Source organism: Acetobacter sp. (assembly GCF_047723915.1).
Taxonomy (GTDB): domain Bacteria; phylum Pseudomonadota; class Alphaproteobacteria; order Acetobacterales; family Acetobacteraceae; genus Acetobacter.
On sequence record NZ_JBDOBQ010000033.1, the window covers coordinates 1 to 17,756 of the forward strand.

The 17,756-nt window shown below is 65.5% G+C and carries 14 protein-coding genes; 3 read left to right on the forward strand and 11 right to left on the reverse strand.

The window, feature by feature from the left end:
- From ABF990_RS13285 to ABF990_RS13305, 5 genes are all read right to left on the reverse strand, one after another.
- A partial coding sequence (locus ABF990_RS13285; protein WP_415492135.1) for a hypothetical protein occupies positions 1 to 876 on the reverse strand: 876 nt, incomplete at its 3' end.
- Positions 873 to 1,985 (reverse strand): hypothetical protein, encoded by a 1,113-nt coding sequence (locus ABF990_RS13290; protein WP_415492136.1) that lies wholly within the window; start codon positions 1,983 to 1,985, stop codon positions 873 to 875. The genes ABF990_RS13290 and ABF990_RS13285, both read right to left, overlap by 4 nt.
- The gene (locus ABF990_RS13295) at positions 1,982 to 3,001 is read right to left on the reverse strand and encodes a hypothetical protein (RefSeq protein WP_415506643.1); all 1,020 of its coding nucleotides are present in this window, start codon (positions 2,999 to 3,001) and stop codon (positions 1,982 to 1,984) included. The genes ABF990_RS13290 and ABF990_RS13295 overlap by 4 nt, the downstream gene beginning before the upstream one ends.
- 52 nt (positions 3,002 to 3,053) lie before the next feature.
- The gene (locus tag ABF990_RS13300) at positions 3,054 to 4,880 is read right to left on the reverse strand and encodes a hypothetical protein (protein WP_415500855.1); all 1,827 of its coding nucleotides are present in this window, start codon (positions 4,878 to 4,880) and stop codon (positions 3,054 to 3,056) included.
- 84 nt (positions 4,881 to 4,964) lie between these two features.
- Entirely contained in the window at positions 4,965 to 5,780 is an 816-nt protein-coding gene (locus ABF990_RS13305) for a class I SAM-dependent methyltransferase (protein ID WP_415506644.1), read from the reverse strand.
- A gap of 92 nt (positions 5,781 to 5,872) precedes the next feature.
- Here ABF990_RS13305 and gloB point away from each other — a divergent pair, with 92 nt between their 5' ends.
- Positions 5,873 to 6,598: a hydroxyacylglutathione hydrolase gene (gene gloB / locus ABF990_RS13310; RefSeq protein WP_415500853.1), complete on the forward strand. Its 726-nt coding sequence runs from the start codon at positions 5,873 to 5,875 to the stop codon at positions 6,596 to 6,598.
- A 95-nt stretch (positions 6,599 to 6,693) separates the two neighbouring features.
- Here the strand turns inward: gloB and ABF990_RS13315 are convergent, their stop codons facing one another.
- Together ABF990_RS13315 and ABF990_RS13320 are read right to left on the reverse strand one after the other, a co-directional pair.
- Positions 6,694 to 7,854, reverse strand: a complete 1,161-nt coding sequence (locus ABF990_RS13315) for a hypothetical protein (RefSeq protein WP_415500852.1) — start codon at positions 7,852 to 7,854, stop codon at positions 6,694 to 6,696.
- Positions 7,855 to 8,229: 375 nt separating this feature from the next.
- A complete protein-coding gene (locus ABF990_RS13320) occupies positions 8,230 to 8,940 on the reverse strand; it encodes a lysophospholipid acyltransferase family protein (RefSeq protein WP_415492142.1) in 711 nt (236 codons plus the stop codon).
- Positions 8,941 to 9,135: 195 nt separating this feature from the next.
- On the opposite strand from ABF990_RS13320, the gene ahcY reads away from it, so the two are divergent.
- Positions 9,136 to 10,425, forward strand: coding sequence for an adenosylhomocysteinase (ahcY, locus tag ABF990_RS13325; protein ID WP_415492143.1), 1,290 nt, complete (start codon positions 9,136 to 9,138; stop codon positions 10,423 to 10,425).
- A 441-nt stretch (positions 10,426 to 10,866) separates the two neighbouring features.
- On the opposite strand, the gene ABF990_RS13330 is transcribed toward ahcY, so the two are convergent.
- The 3 genes from ABF990_RS13330 to ABF990_RS13340 form a co-directional block, all read right to left on the reverse strand.
- Entirely contained in the window at positions 10,867 to 13,371 is a 2,505-nt protein-coding gene (locus tag ABF990_RS13330; RefSeq protein ID WP_415500851.1) for a TonB-dependent siderophore receptor, read from the reverse strand.
- Between the two features lie 138 nt (positions 13,372 to 13,509).
- Entirely contained in the window at positions 13,510 to 14,484 is a 975-nt protein-coding gene (locus ABF990_RS13335) for a FecR family protein (protein ID WP_415500850.1), read from the reverse strand.
- A gap of 102 nt (positions 14,485 to 14,586) precedes the next feature.
- On the reverse strand, positions 14,587 to 15,099 hold the full coding sequence (locus ABF990_RS13340) for a sigma-70 family RNA polymerase sigma factor (protein ID WP_415492146.1): 513 nt from the start codon (positions 15,097 to 15,099) through the stop codon (positions 14,587 to 14,589).
- Positions 15,100 to 15,263: 164 nt separating this feature from the next.
- On the opposite strand from ABF990_RS13340, the gene ABF990_RS13345 reads away from it, so the two are divergent.
- A complete protein-coding gene (locus tag ABF990_RS13345) occupies positions 15,264 to 16,514 on the forward strand; it encodes a PepSY-associated TM helix domain-containing protein (protein ID WP_415492147.1) in 1,251 nt (416 codons plus the stop codon).
- A gap of 206 nt (positions 16,515 to 16,720) precedes the next feature.
- Here the strand turns inward: ABF990_RS13345 and ABF990_RS13350 are convergent, their stop codons facing one another.
- Positions 16,721 to 17,614, reverse strand: a complete 894-nt coding sequence (locus tag ABF990_RS13350; protein ID WP_415506645.1) for a L,D-transpeptidase — start codon at positions 17,612 to 17,614, stop codon at positions 16,721 to 16,723.
- Between the last annotated feature and the right edge of the window lie 142 nt (positions 17,615 to 17,756).

A 17,756-nucleotide genomic window follows, 5' to 3' on the forward strand; every position in this document is an offset into this window, starting at 1 on the left:
CCCCTGCAATACCCGGCCCCCACCCGCAAGACACCAGCCACACAGGAAAAGCAGCGCCGCAACATCGGCCCGGACACCTACGGCCATGACCCCCAGCGCCAGAGGCACCGTACGCAGCAATGGCCAGCGCCGGGACAGCCCTCCCGTGCAGGCAGTCAGCCACAGGCATAGCAGGCCCGCCGCAACCAGCGCGCCTTCGAACGCCACACCCCCATGGGCACGCAGCCGCATGGCCAGCAAAAGCGCGGCACCCGCCACCGGCACAAACAGCACAGGGCTGTCGGGCAGCCGCCAGGCGGGGCCGAAAAACGCAAGCCCCGCCAGGACCGACAACCCGCAGGCCATCATAAGCCCCGCTCCCAGCGTGCCCGCGGGCAGCATGAGCCCTGACAACGCAAGGAACGTGCCCACACACCCCGCACGGATAAGCGTCCAGCCCTCTGTGGCCTGTCCCGGCCTGCGGGCCAGCACGAACACCCCCCAGGCCAGCGTGGCCTGCACGATACCGAGCCCGATCGCCGGATTGGGGGCCACGCAGGCCAGCCCGGCCATTGCGGTGGACACATGCGGCAACGCGCGCAAGAGCCGGTCCGCCGCAAACGACGCCGTGTAGTCCAGCACCACCAGCAACAGCCCGAAGGCCAGCATGACCCGCCCGGCCCGCTGCACCGGATCGTCATCCCACCCGGCGGAGGCACCCCCGCCCGCGGGGAACACGAACACCGCCACAGCCAGTGCGCAGCCAGTGCCCGCCATCCAGAGGGCCACGTCCCGCGCGCGGGATGGAGGCACCGCAAACATGACCGCCGCCCCCACAAAGGGCCAGACAAACGCAAGAGCCGCCAGAAAAATGGTGATCTGCAAACCCGCGATCATGCGTGCTCTCCCCGCCCGGCCCAAGGGTCATGCGGGGGGGCAGCCCCCCCGGTTTCGGGCCGCTCCGATTCGCCCCCCCTGCGGTCTTCCCCATGGCGTTCGTCCCCATGGTGTTCGCCCGAGCGGTGTTCGTCCTCGTATGCGTCCTCGTGGTGTTCGCCCGAGTGGTGTTCGTCCCCGTGTTCGTCGCCGAATGCGGCTTCGCCGGGCTTCTCCTCATCGGGGTTCTTCCAGCCGGGCTCGCTGGGCGGCGGGGCGGCGGGGCGCGGTGCCGGTCCCCCCGTTTCGGCCGCACCCGCTGGCAGGGTTGCCTCTGGCCAGTCATGGTCCGGGTTGTGGTCTGCCGCATCCGGAGCTGTGGGGTGTGCGGGGTCGTTTACATCTGGCTCGGCTGGGAGGGGCGTTTGTGGTTCGTCCCCGCCGCTGCTGGCCAACGGGACCGGCGGGGGCATGCCCTGTTGGGCGGCATGTTCGTCATGCGCCTGGGGGGCAGGAGGGTACGCAACCCCATGGGGATAGGCCACGCCCGAACGTGGCGCGGCGGGGGGCCGGGTTTCCGCACCGGCAACCCTGCGCAGCAGCGTGCGATGCGCGCACAGGCCGCCAGACACCAGAACGACCACACAGGCCAGGGCGGCCACGCCCAGAATATCGGCCCGCCGCGTCTGGACCGCGAACAGCAGCACGCCTTCGCCACAGGTCAGCAGGCCCGCCCATTGCCAGACCAGTGTCTGGCGGCAGGCCACAGCCACAAGCCCCGCAAGCGCCATGCACAACCCGGCCGGAAAACCCGCGAGCCCTGCCCGCACGGTGGTAAACTGCAACAGCACCATAAGCCCCAGCGCCAGGAACGGCACCATGCCACGCGGTCTCTCACGCGAGAGGTCGGGCTGGTAGCGACCCAGAAAAACCGGCGGCAGAACAGCGATCAACACAGCCAGGGCGGCCCCTGTCTCGCTCAGGGGGGTGGCCATGGAACTGGGCAGGGAGCTGGAGGTATCCAGTAGCATCGCACCCGCGCTGGCCACGCCCAGCGCGGGCAGGAAACCCATGCCCCACACCACCATGCCAAGGGCCAGCAACTGCGCGATCATGGCAGCCAGCGTCATGACAGGCCGCCTCGCGCCGTGGCCGTGCGATCGGCTTCACCCGGCAGGACCATGGGTGTCGCGGCTCCTTCGCTTTCCTGGATGACGGGCTGGGGGGCAAGCGCCCATGTCACCTGCCAGGCCAGCGCGCCAAGCAGAAAAACCACCCCGAGCCTGACGCGTATACGGCGCATGGCAGGCAGCACCACCAGTCGCCCCAGCGCAAGAAGGAGTGCCGCCACCGCCAGCTTGCACAGCCATATACCACCGCCCTGCGCGCACTGCGCCACCCATGCTCCACCGCCCTGCCCCGGCGCAATGGCCAGGCTTGCGGACCAAGCCATGTCACCTGCCAGACTGACCCAGCAGAGCTGCACGCAATCCGCCGCCAGAAGCCACATGCCACGATCCTGACCGGAAAGAGGAGCCACTGCGGCGTCACGGTCCGTCCCCCGTGCTGACAGGGCCGCCACCACGAACAGGGCCACACCCGCCAGCACATAGGGCGCACCGTCCCGCAGGGGGGAAAGCACCGCAAGCCCCGCCAGAAAGGTTGAAAGATCCTGTGTACCCGCCAGCAGCATGACCGGGCACAGGACCGGCAGCAGCAGGGCGTTGCCCAGCAGCGCAGCCCGCCCCGGATACGCCCCCAGCCGCCCCTGCACCGCCAGCGGCAGGTCCAGCAGTACCATGGCCATGACCAGCACCCAGCACACCAGCAGCAGCCCCGGAGCAGGAAAGCCCGGTGGTGTCAGGGCAAAGACCGGCACCAGCCCGCAGGCCAGAACAGCCATGACCAGCGCGAGAAAGCAGAAAACGCCGTTCAGCCCGTCGCCCGGGCCACGCAGGGCGGGCCTGCGGAACTGATGTCGGATTTCCTGCCAGCCTGCCCCGGCATGGAACCGCTGCCGCCCGCTGACGCGCCCGGCCAGGCGTTCGCACAGCCCTGAAAACCAGGGAGCGACAGCCACCATAAGCCCTGCCTGCATGGCCAGCGCCAGCAGCCAGACCACGATCCAGCCCGCTGTCAGCACCATTCCTGCCCCCTGCTCGCACCCTTGTCTGTTTCGCGGTTGTGCCGATCGTGTCTCATGGTCCCGCAAACAGCCCCACCAGCAGTCCCAGCCCCAGCAGCAGCACGATCAGCACCATGCTCCGGCTTTCGCACCATTGCGCACCCCGAAACACCAGACGCCGCGCAAAACGCGCCACCACCCTGCCACGCCGGGCGAGATCGTGCCGGTACGCAGCACCTGCACCGCCGCCGCCGGTGGCACCTGAACGCGCCGCAAATCCGCCCAGCCCCAGCACCGCTGGCCAGACCGGCATGGGGGACCGTTCATTGCCCGACATATCATGCGTGCCGGGGCTGTCCGTGCGTGGGGCACCCTGCCGCCAGAGCGGCACCTGCACTGTATTGCGCCCCAAAGGCGCAAACCCCATGACCCGCACCAGCAAAAGCGCCACCCCGACCGCGCCTGTCATGGCGGCAAGCACCAGCATGGGGGTCAGGCGGCTTTCCCCCTGCGCCAGCCCGACGACAAAACTCCCACCCCATGTCAGAGGCAGCGTTGCGTCCCCCAGCGCGGTGGGGGCCACCATGGGGTCGGCCACATACAGCCACACCCCGGGACAGACCGCGACAGCACCGCCGACCAGCGCACAGATCCAGCCGGTCCATTCCCCCCCGCCCGGCTGAACCGGTATGGCATGGCGCGTGTCGGCCCGGGCATGGGCGGCGGCACGCGGCAGCAACAGGTGCAGCCCCGCCCGCAACAAGCCAAGCCCCGCCAGCACCACCACCCCGATACGAAGCGCAAGAAGCACGACCACGCCCACCGCCACAACGGGCCTGGCCCCCTGCACGGAATAATCCCCCGCCAGCAGAAGGGTCCAGAGCACCGCAAAAACCCCAAAGGGGGGAACTGCCGCAAGCTGGAACAGGCACAGGCTGGCCAGAACACGCCCGGCACGCGGGATTGCCATACCCGTCGCCCGCCCATCCGCCACCATCTGCCCGGCCTGATACCGCACAGCCAGCAACTGCAGGCCCAGCAGGGCCAGAACGGGGGCCCCCATGGCCAGTTCAACCGCCATGCGAAAAGCGTCGGCACCGTCCAGGACGGACGCCAGGGCCAGTGTCAGGTCAACCACCATTCCGCCGTACCAGGCGGCGCCAAACCCCGCCAGGATGCCCTGCACGGACCGTTCGTCCAACGCCCGCAGGCAGCCACGCACGGCAACCCAGGCCCCGCAAAGCAGCAGCCCGGCCGTGGCCAGCAGAGGCAGAGTGCCCGTTTCCGCCAGAATACGCCCCAGCAGGAACAGCCCGATACACGCAGGCAGCAGGGCTGCGGGGCCTCTCTGCATCGACACGGCCCACCCCGTCTGCACAATACTCAGGCACAGCAACGGCACGGACAGGACATTATCGGCCGCGATACACGCAGGCAGAACGGCAAAAGGCAGGCACAACGCGCGCTTTCCACGCCCGTCCAGCAGGGCCAGCGCCAGACTGGCAAAAAGACCGAAAACCAGCGGCGACATGGCAAGAAAGGCAAAGCCCGCCAGCACACAGGCCAGACCGTGCGCGCCGCCATGCCCCGCTGGCAGCGCCAGTTGCGGGGTATTGGGGCACCGCCCCTGCCCCGCGCTGGCTGCTCCGATAAAGGCCAGCAGCACCAGCATGGGCAGAGCCGGGCCATCCAGCCCGAAAACGGGGAACCAGTCCGGCGCCCCTTCCAGCCGCAACACAGCCCCCAGCAGCGCGGCCAGACCCGCAAGCGCCCACAGGCCACCCGCCAGTTCGGGCCGCCACAGCACCCCAAGCCAGGGTGGCCTGCCGCGCGCCAGTCCAGCCGGCAGCACACACAGGAGACCCAGCGCGCCCAGCACAAGCAGCAAACCGCATGTCACACAAGAAACCAGAATGAAACCGAGCCCTACCCTGCCGATAAAGAAAGCCGCACCATATGGCCGAATAACATCATGCGCATGGGTTCATGGCAATGTGTTCAGCCCGTGCGGCGTGTCGTCGCGCGTGTGTTCACGGGCGGCACCGTGCGCGGGCATGACCACACGGGACAACCAGCGCCGCCCGGTACCCGACGCCACAGGCCGTGCGCAATAGACGTCACGCACGGCTTCGACCAGAATGACACCTGCCGCACCGGGGCAGACCAGCCTGCCAACCCGGTCCACCGACAGGCCGCGCATGGACGACATACCCCCCAGCCGTGTGAACAGTGACGCGACAGCCCCAAAAACAGGACCTGCACCCGCACCGGGCCAGACAGGCAGGAACAGGGCCTCATCCCACCGTTCGGGGCGCAGCATGGCGGCAGCGAGCGCCTGCCTTATTCCGCCCCGCGTCCATGCCGTATCCGCCGCGAACGGCGTGCCACGCAGCCGGGTCCGCCCCGCAAGACGGCTGGGAATGGCCAGAAGCAGCCGCCCGTCATCCTTCATGACCCGGCTTGCTTCGCGCAGGACCGGTAGCGGGTTGGTTCTGGCCCGCAGGGCATGCACCAGCACAAGACGATCGAACGCCCCGTCGCAGAAAGGCAGGCTGCATTCATCGGCAACGCAGAGCGGAACGGCATCCGCCCGGCCGCCCGCGGACGGGCCGGACAGGATCGACGCGGCCAGACGGCGCGTGCCGGCATCGCCCAGATGGGCCAGGCAGGCGGAAGCATCGCCCACCCCCAGCACCGACAGGCCGCCCAGCATGGGCCAGATCCGCCGCATGGCGGCCGCCACACGGGCTGCGGTGGCAAGCCCCTGCGGGGTCGTGTAAAAACTGCGGGGCGACTGCATGACATCGTGCATGCTGCCTGCCTACCATAAGCCCCGCCCCCAAAGCCATGACCTGGCCCGACCGGGCGGGCATACCCTACGGGAGAAAGACCGTGACCCTGCAAATCCACGCCATTCCTGTCCTGTCCGACAACTATGCATGGCTGCTGCACGACACGGGCACGAACACCACCGCCGTTGTCGACCCCGGTGACGCGAACGCCATGGAACAGGCGATCGAGGCGCAGGGCGGTCGTCTGGACCTGATCCTGCTGACCCACCACCACCATGACCATACCGGCGGCACCCAGACCCTGCGCGAACGCTACCGCGCCCGCGTGGTCGGCCCGGCCAGCGAACGGGACCGCATGCCCCCGCTGGACATGGCGCTGGAGGATGGTGACACCATAGCCATAGGGGACAGCATGGCCCGGGTTATTGCAACGCCGGGGCATACACGGGGCCATATCTGCTATTATTTTTCGGACCCGCCAGCCCTTTTCTGCGGCGACACCCTGTTCAGCCTGGGGTGTGGCCGCCTGTTCGAAGGCACAGCCGCCCAGTTGTTCGCAAGCCTGCGCCGGTTCGACGACCTCCCGCCCGAAACGCTGGTCTGCTGCGGGCATGAATATACACTCGGCAACGCAGCGTTCGCCCGCCATGTGGACCCCGACAACGCAGCCCTGCGCGCCCGCTCCGACGCCGTGCGCAGGCTGCGCCAGACTGGACAGCCGACCGTGCCGTCCACACTGGCACAGGAACGCGCCACCAACCCGTTCCTGCGCGCCGCCGACGCCCAGACCCTGGGCCGCCTGCGCGCGGAAAAAGACAATTTCTGAGACAGCCTGCCCAGTCCGTCCGCTGTCGGGACAGGCCGCCTGACAGCCCACCTTGCGACAGTCCGGAGAGCGGAGCACGGCATGACCCCCGCGCCTTATGGTGCCGCCCGAATGGCTCCGACAGAGGGCGCCATGTGGGCAGGCCCGGAGGCAGAAAGGGCCGCCGGTTCCGGGCTGGCAGCCCGCAAAGCCGACAGCATGAGGCTGACAGGCAGGGTGCCCAGCCGCACATCGCCTGCACGCAGCATGAGCGGCAGCGTAACCGTGCCGTCCCCCATGGCCGTGCGGGCGGCCAGCCTGTCCAGCGCTGCCTCAAACTGCTCCCGTTGCGATTGCGACACCATGTTTCCGGGCGCTGCCCCCTGCGGATGCAGCAGGCGCGCAAGGGACTTGACGTCATGCAGGGTCAGCCAGAAATCCCCCGAGGGCGATGCCAGATCCCCGCCAAGGACATGACCCGTTACAGACAGGGGAACGCCGCGCCACTCGCCGGACAGGCGCTGCACCAGGAGCGGGGGCCAGAGCGGGGTCTTTCCCGTCGCGGCCTGTGGCACGGGTGGCCCGCCAGATGATCCGGGCAGCGAAAACGCCGCCTGCACATGCTCGAACACCGCCGGGCCACCCGGCATAGCCCCGACCGGAACAACAACCTGCCTGGCGGAAAAAGCCAGCCCACCGGCGCTGTCCCGCGGGGTTGCCGCCGTGTTCCACAGCATGGTTCCGTCCAGCCCGCGCAGGCTGAAGCCAAAAGGCAAAACCTGCACAAAAGCCGCGCGCACGACACCGTGCCCCGCCCCCTTTGCCAGCGCGTGTGGCAGAAACACCTCGACCGGCTCTCCCTCAAGGCTGAGCAGGCTGCGCGCAACGGAGGAGGGGGCTGCCTGGACAATCCGCATTCCGTATATGCGCAGGCCCAGCCCGGATGGGGCCCAGGCGCTGACCGTCAGGTCCGCCCGGGCTGCCGTGTAAAACAGGCCATTGCCACCGGGCTGTTCCGCCGGGGTGCAGAACAGGCCGGGGTGGAGCAGCACCAGCGTGACCCGGCCTGGGCCGCGCCGTGTGGTTCTGCCGTCATATGTCAGGTGACAGCCAGCGGGCACCTGCTCTGCCAGGCGTTCCAGCCGGGCACCCGCCTGTGATGTGAACAGCACGCCCGCAGCGACAAGCACTGCCAGACTCACACCGCCCAGCACCACTGCCAGACGGGCTGTTTTTGAGCCTGCGACACGCCACAACGGGTTACCAACCGGGTTCATGGGCGTGTTCCCCGCCTTCCGTCCGCAAGGGGTGAATGCCAGCGCGGTGTAGGGTTTTTCTGCATCGCCGGCAAGATATCCACATCATGTTCACAGCCTGCCTGCTCTGGCGCACGGAGCCTGCCCGGCTTATCCGCCATAGCGGCATACTTGCTAAAAGTTGAAAAAAATGCAGTCCCTGCCGTGCGGGAATCGAATAATTCCGTGCCCGTCATGCGTGGCGGGGATCGACATGACCGCGCCAAGGCCTCCGAACAGGGCGTATTCCGCCTGCCGGGATCGTGGTTCGTGCATGGTAATCCACAAAGTCATCCACAGAGTCCACATGACTGCCGGACGGGCCGGAGCGGTGGCGGAAGCACCGAATTTTCCCCATCAGCCCGCCACGTCAAAACCCTGTTCCAGCCCGCGCCAGCTCTGCTCGATCTGGCCCAGCAGTTCGGGCCTGCGGGCCGGGCCCACGGCAGGGCCGATCGCCACATGCAGCACACCCGGCCGCTTGAAAAAGGCGTTGCGCCCCCAGAACAGCCCCGAATTGGTGGCCACGGGAATGACCGGCAACCCCACATGCCCGGACATGGCGGCAATACCGGGTTTGAGCGGCACATGCTCGCCGGGCAATGTACGCGTGCCTTCGGGGAAAATCACGATCTGCCGCCCGGCCTTGACGGCCGTGTCCGTGCCGAGCAGCAGCAGGCGCAGCGCCTTGGCCCCGGCGGCACGTTCGATCGGCATCATGCCCGCCAGCACCAGCATGGGGCCCAGCAGCGGTATGCGCCGCAATTCGCCTTTCATGACATAGCATGGCCGGGGCAGCAGCAGCATCCAGACCAGCGTATCGAACGCGGACTGATGCTGCGACGCGATCAGCGCCGGGCCGGACGCGGGCAGGTTCTCAAGCCCGGTTACCCGCACCTGCACGCCGCACAGGGTGCGGAACAGCCACAGCACCGCGCGCGACCACAGCTTGGCGTAGGCCAGCGCCCTGCCCCGCATGAACCAGCGAATGGGAAAAGCCCCCACCCCCATGACGCCAGTCAGCAGGAACGCCAGAACATTGAACAGGATGGAACGCAGTACAACCATGACTCGTAACCCGGTATTGCCAGAATTCAGCCCAACAGTTCGGGTTGGACACCAGAAAAAAGCCCTTATGGCAAGGCTTGGCGGGTATGGCACCGCGCCCGCGCACGAACAGGCCGGGCCCGCCGTGTTTCATCTGGCCTCCAATCACCACACGCTGTATAGAAAGCCACGATCTGCACAGGAAGACAGGATAAGATGACCGATTACAAGGTAAAGGACCTCTCGCTCGCCGAATGGGGCCGCAAGGAAATTTCCATCGCCGAAGGCGAGATGCCGGGCCTGATGGCGCTGCGTGAGGAATTCGGCAAGAGCCAGCCGCTCAAGGGCGCGCGGATCGCCGGGTGCCTGCACATGACCATCCAGACCGCCGTGCTGATCGAAACCCTGATCGCCCTTGGCGCCACGGTTCGCTGGTCGTCTTGCAACATTTTCTCCACCCAGGACCATGCCGCAGCCGCCATCGCCGCCGCCGGTATTCCGGTCTTTGCCTGGAAGGGCCTGTCGGAAGAAGATTTCTGGTGGTGTATCGAAGCAACCGTGAAAGGCCCCGACGGCTGGACACCCAACATGATCCTGGACGACGGCGGCGATCTGACCGTGCTGATGCACGACAAATACCCCGAACTGCTTGAGCATGTGCGTGGCCTGTCCGAGGAAACCACGACGGGTGTCCACCGCCTGTGGGAAATGCAGAAAAAAGGCACGCTCAAGGTTCCCGCCATCAACGTGAACGACAGCGTGACCAAGTCCAAGTTCGACAACCTGTATGGCTGCCGTGAAAGCCTGGTGGACGCCATCCGCCGTGGCACCGACGTGATGATGGCTGGCAAGGTCGCCGTCGTGGCCGGGTATGGCGACGTGGGCAAAGGCTCCGCCGCGTCCCTGCGCAATGCCGGCTGCCGCGTGCTGGTAACCGAAGTCGACCCGATCTGCGCCCTGCAGGCCGCCATGGAAGGCTATGAAGTCGTCACCATGGAAGATGCAGCCCCGCGTGGCGACATTTTCGTGACCGCCACCGGCAACGTGGACGTGATCACGGTCGACCACATGCGCGCCATGAAAAACCGCGCCATCGTGTGCAACATCGGGCATTTCGACTCCGAAATCCAGATCGACGCCCTGCGCAACTTCACGTGGGACAACATCAAGCCGCAGGTGGATGAGGTTGTCTTCCCCGATGGCAAGCGCCTGATCGTCCTGTCTGAAGGCCGTCTGGTCAATCTGGGCAACGCGACGGGCCACCCGTCCTTTGTCATGTCCGCGTCGTTCACCAACCAGACGCTGGCCCAGATCGAACTGTGGACCGCGCCCGAAGGCAAATACGAGGTCAAGGTCTACACCCTGCCCAAGAAGCTGGACGAAAAAGTGGCCTCCCTGCATCTGGCCAAGGTCGGCGCGCAGTTGAGCAAGCTGAGCGAAAAGCAGGCCGACTACATTGACGTGCCGGTCAGCGGTCCGTTCAAGCACGAAGAATACCGCTACTGATCGGCACCACGCCACTGGCCGGATGAATGGCGTGGACGGTCTCCGTCCCCGCCCGTCAGCCGCCTGCCTGAAAGGCCGGGCCGTCGGTTCGGGGCATATCCGCCCCGGAATGGCGCATTGCCCCCCCCCCACCGGGCAAGCAGTGGCGATCAAGCAGAACAATAAAAAACCGCTCTTTTACGAGCGGTTTTTTTATGCCCGGATTTTGGAAAATACGGGCCTTGCGAACAGGAACGTTCCGCCTGCCGGGCACAATGCCCAACCCGCGCCAAGTCCGCACCGGGCTGGCGCATGCCACCAGCCATGCGCTTACCCCAAAAGGGCCAGGGTTCACCACGGCCCCTGTGCCGCCAGCCCTTGCGTGCGGAGCACTCGGGGCGGGGCGAGGGACCGGCCCGGAATGCTGCGGCACAGGAACTGCGGCAAAGGGGCCGCGGCCGCTTACCAGGTATACGTCACCTTGCCGATCACATTGCGGTTCGCGCCGATATAGCAGCCCGTATCCGCCGATGCGCAGCCGGGATAATAGCGCTTGTTCAGCAGGTTCTGGGCCGTGACCTGAAAGAGCATGCCCTTGAGACGCGGCAAAACGGAATCGAGCGCATACTGCGCCTGGGCGTCCACCAGCGTGTAGCTGGGCGTGACATATTCGAGCGTATTATCGACCAGCGTATTGCCGTTATAGCGTACCCCTGCCCCGAACCCGAGCCCGCGCAACGGACCGTTATGCAGGTCGTAATGCCCCCAGACGGAAAATGTCTGCTTGGGCACCGATGTCGGGCGCTCCCCCGTCAGGTCGCCGCTGCCCCTGGTGTAGGCCACGTCCTGGTACGTATAGGCCGCGATGATATTGAGGTTGCGGGTCAGGTCGACATGGGCTTCCACCTCCACCCCGCGCGAGCGTATGCCCCCGGTCTGGATATTGAAGTCGAGGTGTTCGGGGTCGGTTGTCAGAACATGGCTCTGCTTGAGGTCATACAGGGCCACGGTGAAAAACCCGTTGAAATTACGCGGCTGATATTTAAGCCCGACCTCGAACTGCCTGCCACGGGTGGGCTTGAAGGGCGTGCCGTCGAACGACAGCGAATTGGTGGGCTGGAAGGACTCCGCGTAATGGAAATAGGGAGAAAGCCCCATGTCAAACGCGTACAGTATGCCGCCGCGCCATGTCGTGGCCTGATCCGTCTGGTTGAAGCCACCATCATCCAGCACGTCACGCGTATCGATCCGTGACCAGTCATGGCGCACGCCACCCTGCACATGCAGCCTGCCCCAGCTCATCTGGTCTTCGGCATAGATCCCTTCCTGGTTGGTGGTAATGCCCTGGGCCGTGATTTCCGACAGCCCATCCACCGCAACGCCATAGCTGGGCGAGAACACGTCCAGCGCCGAGGCATCGCCCGCGTAAAGATTGGCCGAATCCCGGATGTTCTGCCAGTTGCCGCCAATAATGACATCATGCTTCACCGCACCGGTGTGGAAGTGCCCCAGAATCTGCTCTTCGACGGTCACCGTGTCGAAATGCTCTTTCGACGCATAGGCTTCGCGCTCCAGCGTGCGGTTGTCGTCATCGAGCATGCCGCCGGACGATACCTGCCGGAAAAACGCACCCACATTCGCGTAGCGGGCCATGGAGCGAAATGTCCAGTTGGGGGCAAAGCGATAGTCCAGATGGTAATTAACGGCCGTCTGGGTGCGGTTGTAGCTTTCGAAACTGGTATCGCCGGGGTAGAAATGGGTCGAAATCCTGCCATTCGGGTTGGGCAGAATGGTGCCCTGTAACGGCGCGGTATCGAAATTGCCCCCGCGCGGATCATGTTGCCAGAAGGCCGAGACGGTCATCGTCAGGCGGTCAGTGGGGGTCCATGTCAGGGACGGCAGCACGCCCACCCGCTCGTTACGGGTATGCAGGTCCTGCGTGCCCGAAGTCGTAGCCGTGGCGGCAACGCGGTACAGCCACCTGCCGTCCCTGTCGATCCGGCCGCCAAAGTCGGCGGTGCCGCGCACATAGCCGTAGGTGCCCCCTTCGACCGAGACGGAATGGACCGGCGTAGCCAGCGGCTGCTTGGTTGTCAGCACAATGGCGCCACCCGGATTGGACTGGCCGTACAGCACGGATGGCGGACCTTTGAGAATATCGATCCGGTCGAGCAGATAAGGGTCGATCTGCTGGGTGGCGTAATAGGCGCCATTGAACAGGCGCAGGTTGTCGACAAATTCGTCCGCCCCGGCGGCCCCCTGAAAACCACGGATCTCAACCATATCGAATCGGGTCGTGTAGCCTGACGCCACATCCCCCGACACACCGGCGTTGTAGCGCAGGGCCTCGGCTATGGTGCGGGCATTCTGCTGGTCGAGCTGCGCGCGCGTTACGACCGAGACGGATTCGGGTGTCTCGAGCAGGGGCGTATCGGTCTTGGTGGCGGCGCTGGAGTTCTTGGGCACCAGCCCGGCCCGGCGCGACAGCCCGAAAACGGAAATCCGTTCCGCCCAGCGTTCGTCCTCCAGTTCCTTTCTGGACCGTTCGGCATTGCCTTCCACCCGCACCGGTCGCAGGGCAATACCCGAGGGGGGCCGGACAAGGGCGACCGAACTGGCCCCCACCTGCCGGTAGCCAATGCCCGTGCCCCGCAGCACGGCCGACAGGGCCTGCTCCGCCGTCATGCGGCCGACCACGGCCCCCGATGTCATGCCCACCACGGCAGCACTGTCGAAAGCGATCTGCATGCCGCCCTGTTCACCCAACGCGACAAGAGCCTGCCCCAGCGACTGGGACGGAATATTGAAAGATGCCAGATGGGAAGATGCCACTACCGGGCTGGCCGCCACCGCCTGACGCATGGCGGGCAGACAGGCCGCGGCCATCAGCAGGGAAGAGCCGCACAGCAGAACGCGCGGGGAATGCCCCATCGCCTTGCGGCGAAAGGGCGGAAGAACACACAGCATGGTCTGGTCCCATGGACGATACGGTTGGTAAGGGATGCAAACGAATTGCATTTGCGTATCCCTATGTCCGTCGGGAGGTCTTTTTTTTAACGGGGATGCTCAATTTTTTATGAAAATTCGCACGCATGGATGGATGGCTCAGGGTTTTTCCGGCCCCGGCAATGCCAGGACAAACCCAGCGGGCAGCGAAACAAGCCGCCCGCCATGCAGCGCACACAACGCCTGCAACGCCTCTCTGGGGCGTCGCAGGTCATAAACACCACCAACCAGCGTCGTGTCCCGCGCGAGGCCCCGCGTCACGACAGTTCCGGGATAATAGCGGCCCAGCACATCCATCGCCTCAAGCAGGGTCAGCCCATCCAGCACCAGGTGCCCCGACCGCCATGCCCCTACGGTGTCGGGATCGACCGCCCCGATGCCGAACTTGCCCGTCTGCCGGTCGAACGCCCATTGCTGGCCCGCTATCAGGCGAACGGGGCTGCCATCCCCCCGGCGCGACACATTCACCCCCCCTTCCCGAACGGCTACGGCCACATGCGGGCCCGCCATCTGGATATCAAACGCGGTGCCGATATCGCGCGTTGTGACATCCCCCGCCACAACGGTAAAACCGCGCGCCAAGTCGTGCGCGACCCTGAAAAAAGCCTGCCCCTCCAGCAGGGTGACGCCACGCTCCGTCGCGCTATATCGCACGGCAATGGCCGAACGCGCGCCCAGAACGACAGAAGACCCGTCCGGCAGGACGACCGTGCGGGTCTGGGCGGTTGTCGTGGCGTAATCAGCCCGTAAACGCAGCAGAAAATCCGACGGGACCAGAGCCAGAACGCATGCAAGGGCCGTGGCCCCGACACAGGCACCCACCCGCAACCGCCTGGCACGGACGGCCCGGCCCGGCGGCCCGGCCTGCGATAACATGGCCGCCTGTTCACCCAGTTCGGCCGTGGCACCCCAGACCCGTTCCATCCTGCGCCATGCCCTGTCATGGCGGGCGTCCAGTGCGCGCCATGCCGCCAGTTGCGCTTTCAGCCCCGGATCGTCCGGGTTTTCATGCAGGCGAATCTTCCATGTCGCAGCGTCCTGCAGAATGGTCTCTCTCTCAGCCGGCGTGTTCATATGTGCGGACTTTCGCTCATGGCGTGTCCTACCCGCCTTGGCCGTGCATGTCGGGGCCTGCATGTCGGGGCGCACACAGGCACCTGCGTTTCTTCAAAGGGGTCATGGCTCCGCATCGGGCAGGGCTGTGGCGCACGCCACCAGCGCAATCTGGATCAGCTTGTGAACACGCGGGGCGGAGACATCAAGAACGCTGGCTATTTCGTGCAGCGTGTAACCGCCGATCCGGTACATTTCGAACGCACGGCGCGTACGGGGGGGCAGCGCCGCCAGAGCGCGCGCGATGCTGGCCAGTTCCTGCCTGTGCCCGGCCTGTGTCTCGGGGCAGAAGGAACACGCCCCCGTATCGGCCAGCAGGGCGTGATCGATCTGTGTCGGCACCAGCCTGCGGGCCGCACGCATATGATCGAATGCAAGACGGCGGATAATGGTGGTCAGGTAGGCAAGCGGATTGAAAACGACCACGCCCTGCTTTTTTGCCGTGGCGACCTGGATAAAGGCGTCCTGCACAATGTCTTCAGCGTAGGCCGTACACCCGACCATGGACGTCGCGAGGGAAACAAAACGCGGACGGTTTGCAAGATAGGCTTCCAGAAGGTGATCGGTGGACAACACGGCCTGAAGTTTCCCTGACAGAGTACTCCAGCAGCACAGCGCAACAGCAAAGAGGCACCGCACGCGCACAAAGCCCCGGATGAACGCGGGGCCGTCGTTTACATGCGACTTATTCTTATTTGCTCCTATTGCCCGTTTTTATCCGTCATGGCAAGTCGTGGGAAATGGCTGTCCCCACCCTGAAAACCGTTCGGCCCTTCCTTGTGCGCATGCACCGGTATACGGGCCTGCTTCTGGCCGCCATCCTGTTCACGGCTGGCCTGACAGGCAGCCTGTGCGCCTTTCAGGACGAGATCGACGCCGCACTGAACCCCGACCTGTTCCGGCCTGGCGACCCCGGAACCCATTCCGACATCGATTCTGGCACCCATTCCGGCACCCGGCCCGGCGACCGGAATGACGTCCCTCATGACCTGTCATATCTGCTCACACGGCTGCACGACCAGCGTCCGGCCGCGCATATAAACGCCCTGCTCTACCGCCCCGCCCCCGGCCGCACGATCGAGGCCTTTGCCACCGAGGAGGGCACTGGCCTGCACCCGGCACTGGAAACCGAACTGTTTGTCGACCCGTCTAGCGGCACCATTCAGGGTATGCGCCCGGCGGAAGGCTGCTGCCTGACCCGCCGCGCCCTGATGCCCTTTATATACCGGGTTCATTATTCGCTCGATCTGGGCAGCACCGGCACATGGATCATGGGGCTGAGCGCCATTTTATGGTCGGTCGACTGCATTGTGGGGCTGCTTCTGACATTCCCCCTCCACCCCGCGATATGGGCCACGGGGTTCTGGAGCCGCTGGCGCAAAAGCTGGACAATCGCCATCGGGCGGTCGTCCATCCGGCTGGCGTTCGACCTGCACCGGGCCGTATCGCTCTGGCTGCTGGTGGTCCTGCTTGGGGTTGCGGTCAGCGGCGTGGCGCTGGCTTTGGGGGATGAGGTTTTCAACCCCGTCGTACGGGCCGTTCTGCCAACGGCCCCACCGCTGGCGCCACCCCAGCCCGATACCCCGCCCCACGCCGTCACGCTCGATCAGGCCGAACGCATTGCCGCGACATATACCGCCGCCCATGGCGATCATGCTCCCCCCGCCGCCGTCCTGCTGGCGGCTGACGGATCAACGGCCACGTTTTATCTTTTCAGCAGCAATGGTCTGTCACCGTCAGGTTTTGGCAGTTCCCGCCTGAGCGTGGACCTGACAACCGGCCGGGTGACGGACGGGCAGATTCCGGGCCAGGGGCGCGCGGGCGACCTGGTGCTTCAGATCCAGTTTCCCTGGCATAGCGGGGAAATTGCGGGGCTTTTCGGGCGCATTGTCATCTGCATATCCGGCATTGCCGTCTGCCTGCTGTCTGTCACAGGTGTCATGATCTGGTGGCGCAAGCGCAGACCCGCAAAAACTGCGCGCCGTGGCTGAATGCCTGAACGCGCCGGATTTTTATCCCGGTTCGGACAGCATGCCAGGCTCGGCTTGATTCCATGCCTGGGTATGGCGCGCACATGCCTGCTGGCTACTGGCTGTACGTATCTGGTCTCTGGTCTCTGGTCTCTGGTCTCTGGTCTCTGGTCTCTGGTCTCTGGTCCGAACGCCAGCGGCCCGGTCATGTTTTGTCAAAGCCCTTTTTATAGCGCCGCTGTTTTTTTCGCATCTGGCGAAGGTGTTGCGGTATCCACCACCAGCACGGCCAACCCCGCCAGAGGCGAGGGGGTTCTGTCAGGCCGCAGCAGAGCACGGAAACGCCGGTCAACCGCCGCTTTCTGTTCATAGGCGACATCCAGCAGACCATGACGGTCGAGAAAGACATTCAACGTGGCCGGAATGCGGATACACCCTTCAGACGCGGTACGGCCCAGCCGTCGTTCCAGAAAATCAGGATCGGTCGCGTGCATTTCCAGTCGGATCTGCCCTTTTTCACGACTGGGCAGCCAGCCTTTTTCAGCCCATTGCCAGCCAAAATCCCAGACCCGCATCCCTTTGGCGCCAATCCCCCTGATCCCGTTCTCGTTCTTGGTGCCCAGCGCCCTGTAGCCAAGGCGATCCACCGTGTTGGTAAAAATACCTGTCGGCGTAATGTAGTAGTATTTGCGGCCTGTCGTGCCGGTTGACACGCGCGTGCCCCCGATCACCTGCCAGTCGGCATGGCCCGGCATAGCCAGCAACAGGCAAAGACGCTGTACTGCGGGGTTGCGGTCAACCACGACCATGATCTGGGGCCGGTCTATCACATAACCGGACTGCTCGACCTGCTGGCGCGCCAGCGCAATCCACTGTTCCTGCTGCGGCTCTGTCAGATGCAGCGCAACGGGAACTTCTCTGAAAAAGTCCTCACGCAGGCGGGTGACTTCCTCTACGGCCTGCTCCTCATCCAGCACTGGAACGGGAGGCAACGGTATTTCCGCCGCAACGGGAGAAACCGCCCCAGCACCGCCAGCCACAACGCCCCCGGCGACAGGGGGCGCCAGTGGCGCACCGGGCACCGCCCCCGGTGAAGGCTGGAGGCCAAACTGCCCCTGCATGCGGGGCTGTGGCTGCGCTAGGTCCTGCTGGCCCCCTGTGCCAGCCTGCCCCCCCCCATGCCCCCCCCTGGGCCCGGGGGTTTTGAGGGGTGGGTGGTTGGGTGGGGTGGGGTGTGGGGGGTGGGGTTGGGGGCCCCGGGTT

Excerpts from the sequence above, each read along its gene's own strand:
- ABF990_RS13290 (WP_415492136.1), bottom strand. The coding sequence starts at position 1,985 with ATGACGCTGGCTGCCATGATCGCGCAGTTGCTGGCCCTTGGCATGGTG.
- ABF990_RS13295 (WP_415506643.1), bottom strand. The coding sequence starts at position 3,001 with ATGGTGCTGACAGCGGGCTGGATCGTGGTCTGGCTGCTGGCGCTGGCC.
- ABF990_RS13305 (WP_415506644.1), bottom strand. The coding sequence starts at position 5,780 with ATGCAGTCGCCCCGCAGTTTTTACACGACCCCGCAGGGGCTTGCCACC.
- ABF990_RS13315 (WP_415500852.1), bottom strand. The coding sequence starts at position 7,854 with ATGAACCCGGTTGGTAACCCGTTGTGGCGTGTCGCAGGCTCAAAAACA.
- ABF990_RS13320 (WP_415492142.1), bottom strand. The coding sequence starts at position 8,940 with ATGGTTGTACTGCGTTCCATCCTGTTCAATGTTCTGGCGTTCCTGCTG.
- ahcY (WP_415492143.1), top strand. The coding sequence starts at position 9,136 with ATGACCGATTACAAGGTAAAGGACCTCTCGCTCGCCGAATGGGGCCGC.
- ABF990_RS13330 (WP_415500851.1), bottom strand. The coding sequence starts at position 13,371 with ATGCTGTGTGTTCTTCCGCCCTTTCGCCGCAAGGCGATGGGGCATTCC.
- ABF990_RS13335 (WP_415500850.1), bottom strand. The coding sequence starts at position 14,484 with ATGAACACGCCGGCTGAGAGAGAGACCATTCTGCAGGACGCTGCGACA.
- ABF990_RS13345 (WP_415492147.1), top strand. The coding sequence starts at position 15,264 with ATGGCTGTCCCCACCCTGAAAACCGTTCGGCCCTTCCTTGTGCGCATG.
- ABF990_RS13350 (WP_415506645.1), bottom strand. The coding sequence starts at position 17,614 with ATGCAGGGGCAGTTTGGCCTCCAGCCTTCACCGGGGGCGGTGCCCGGT.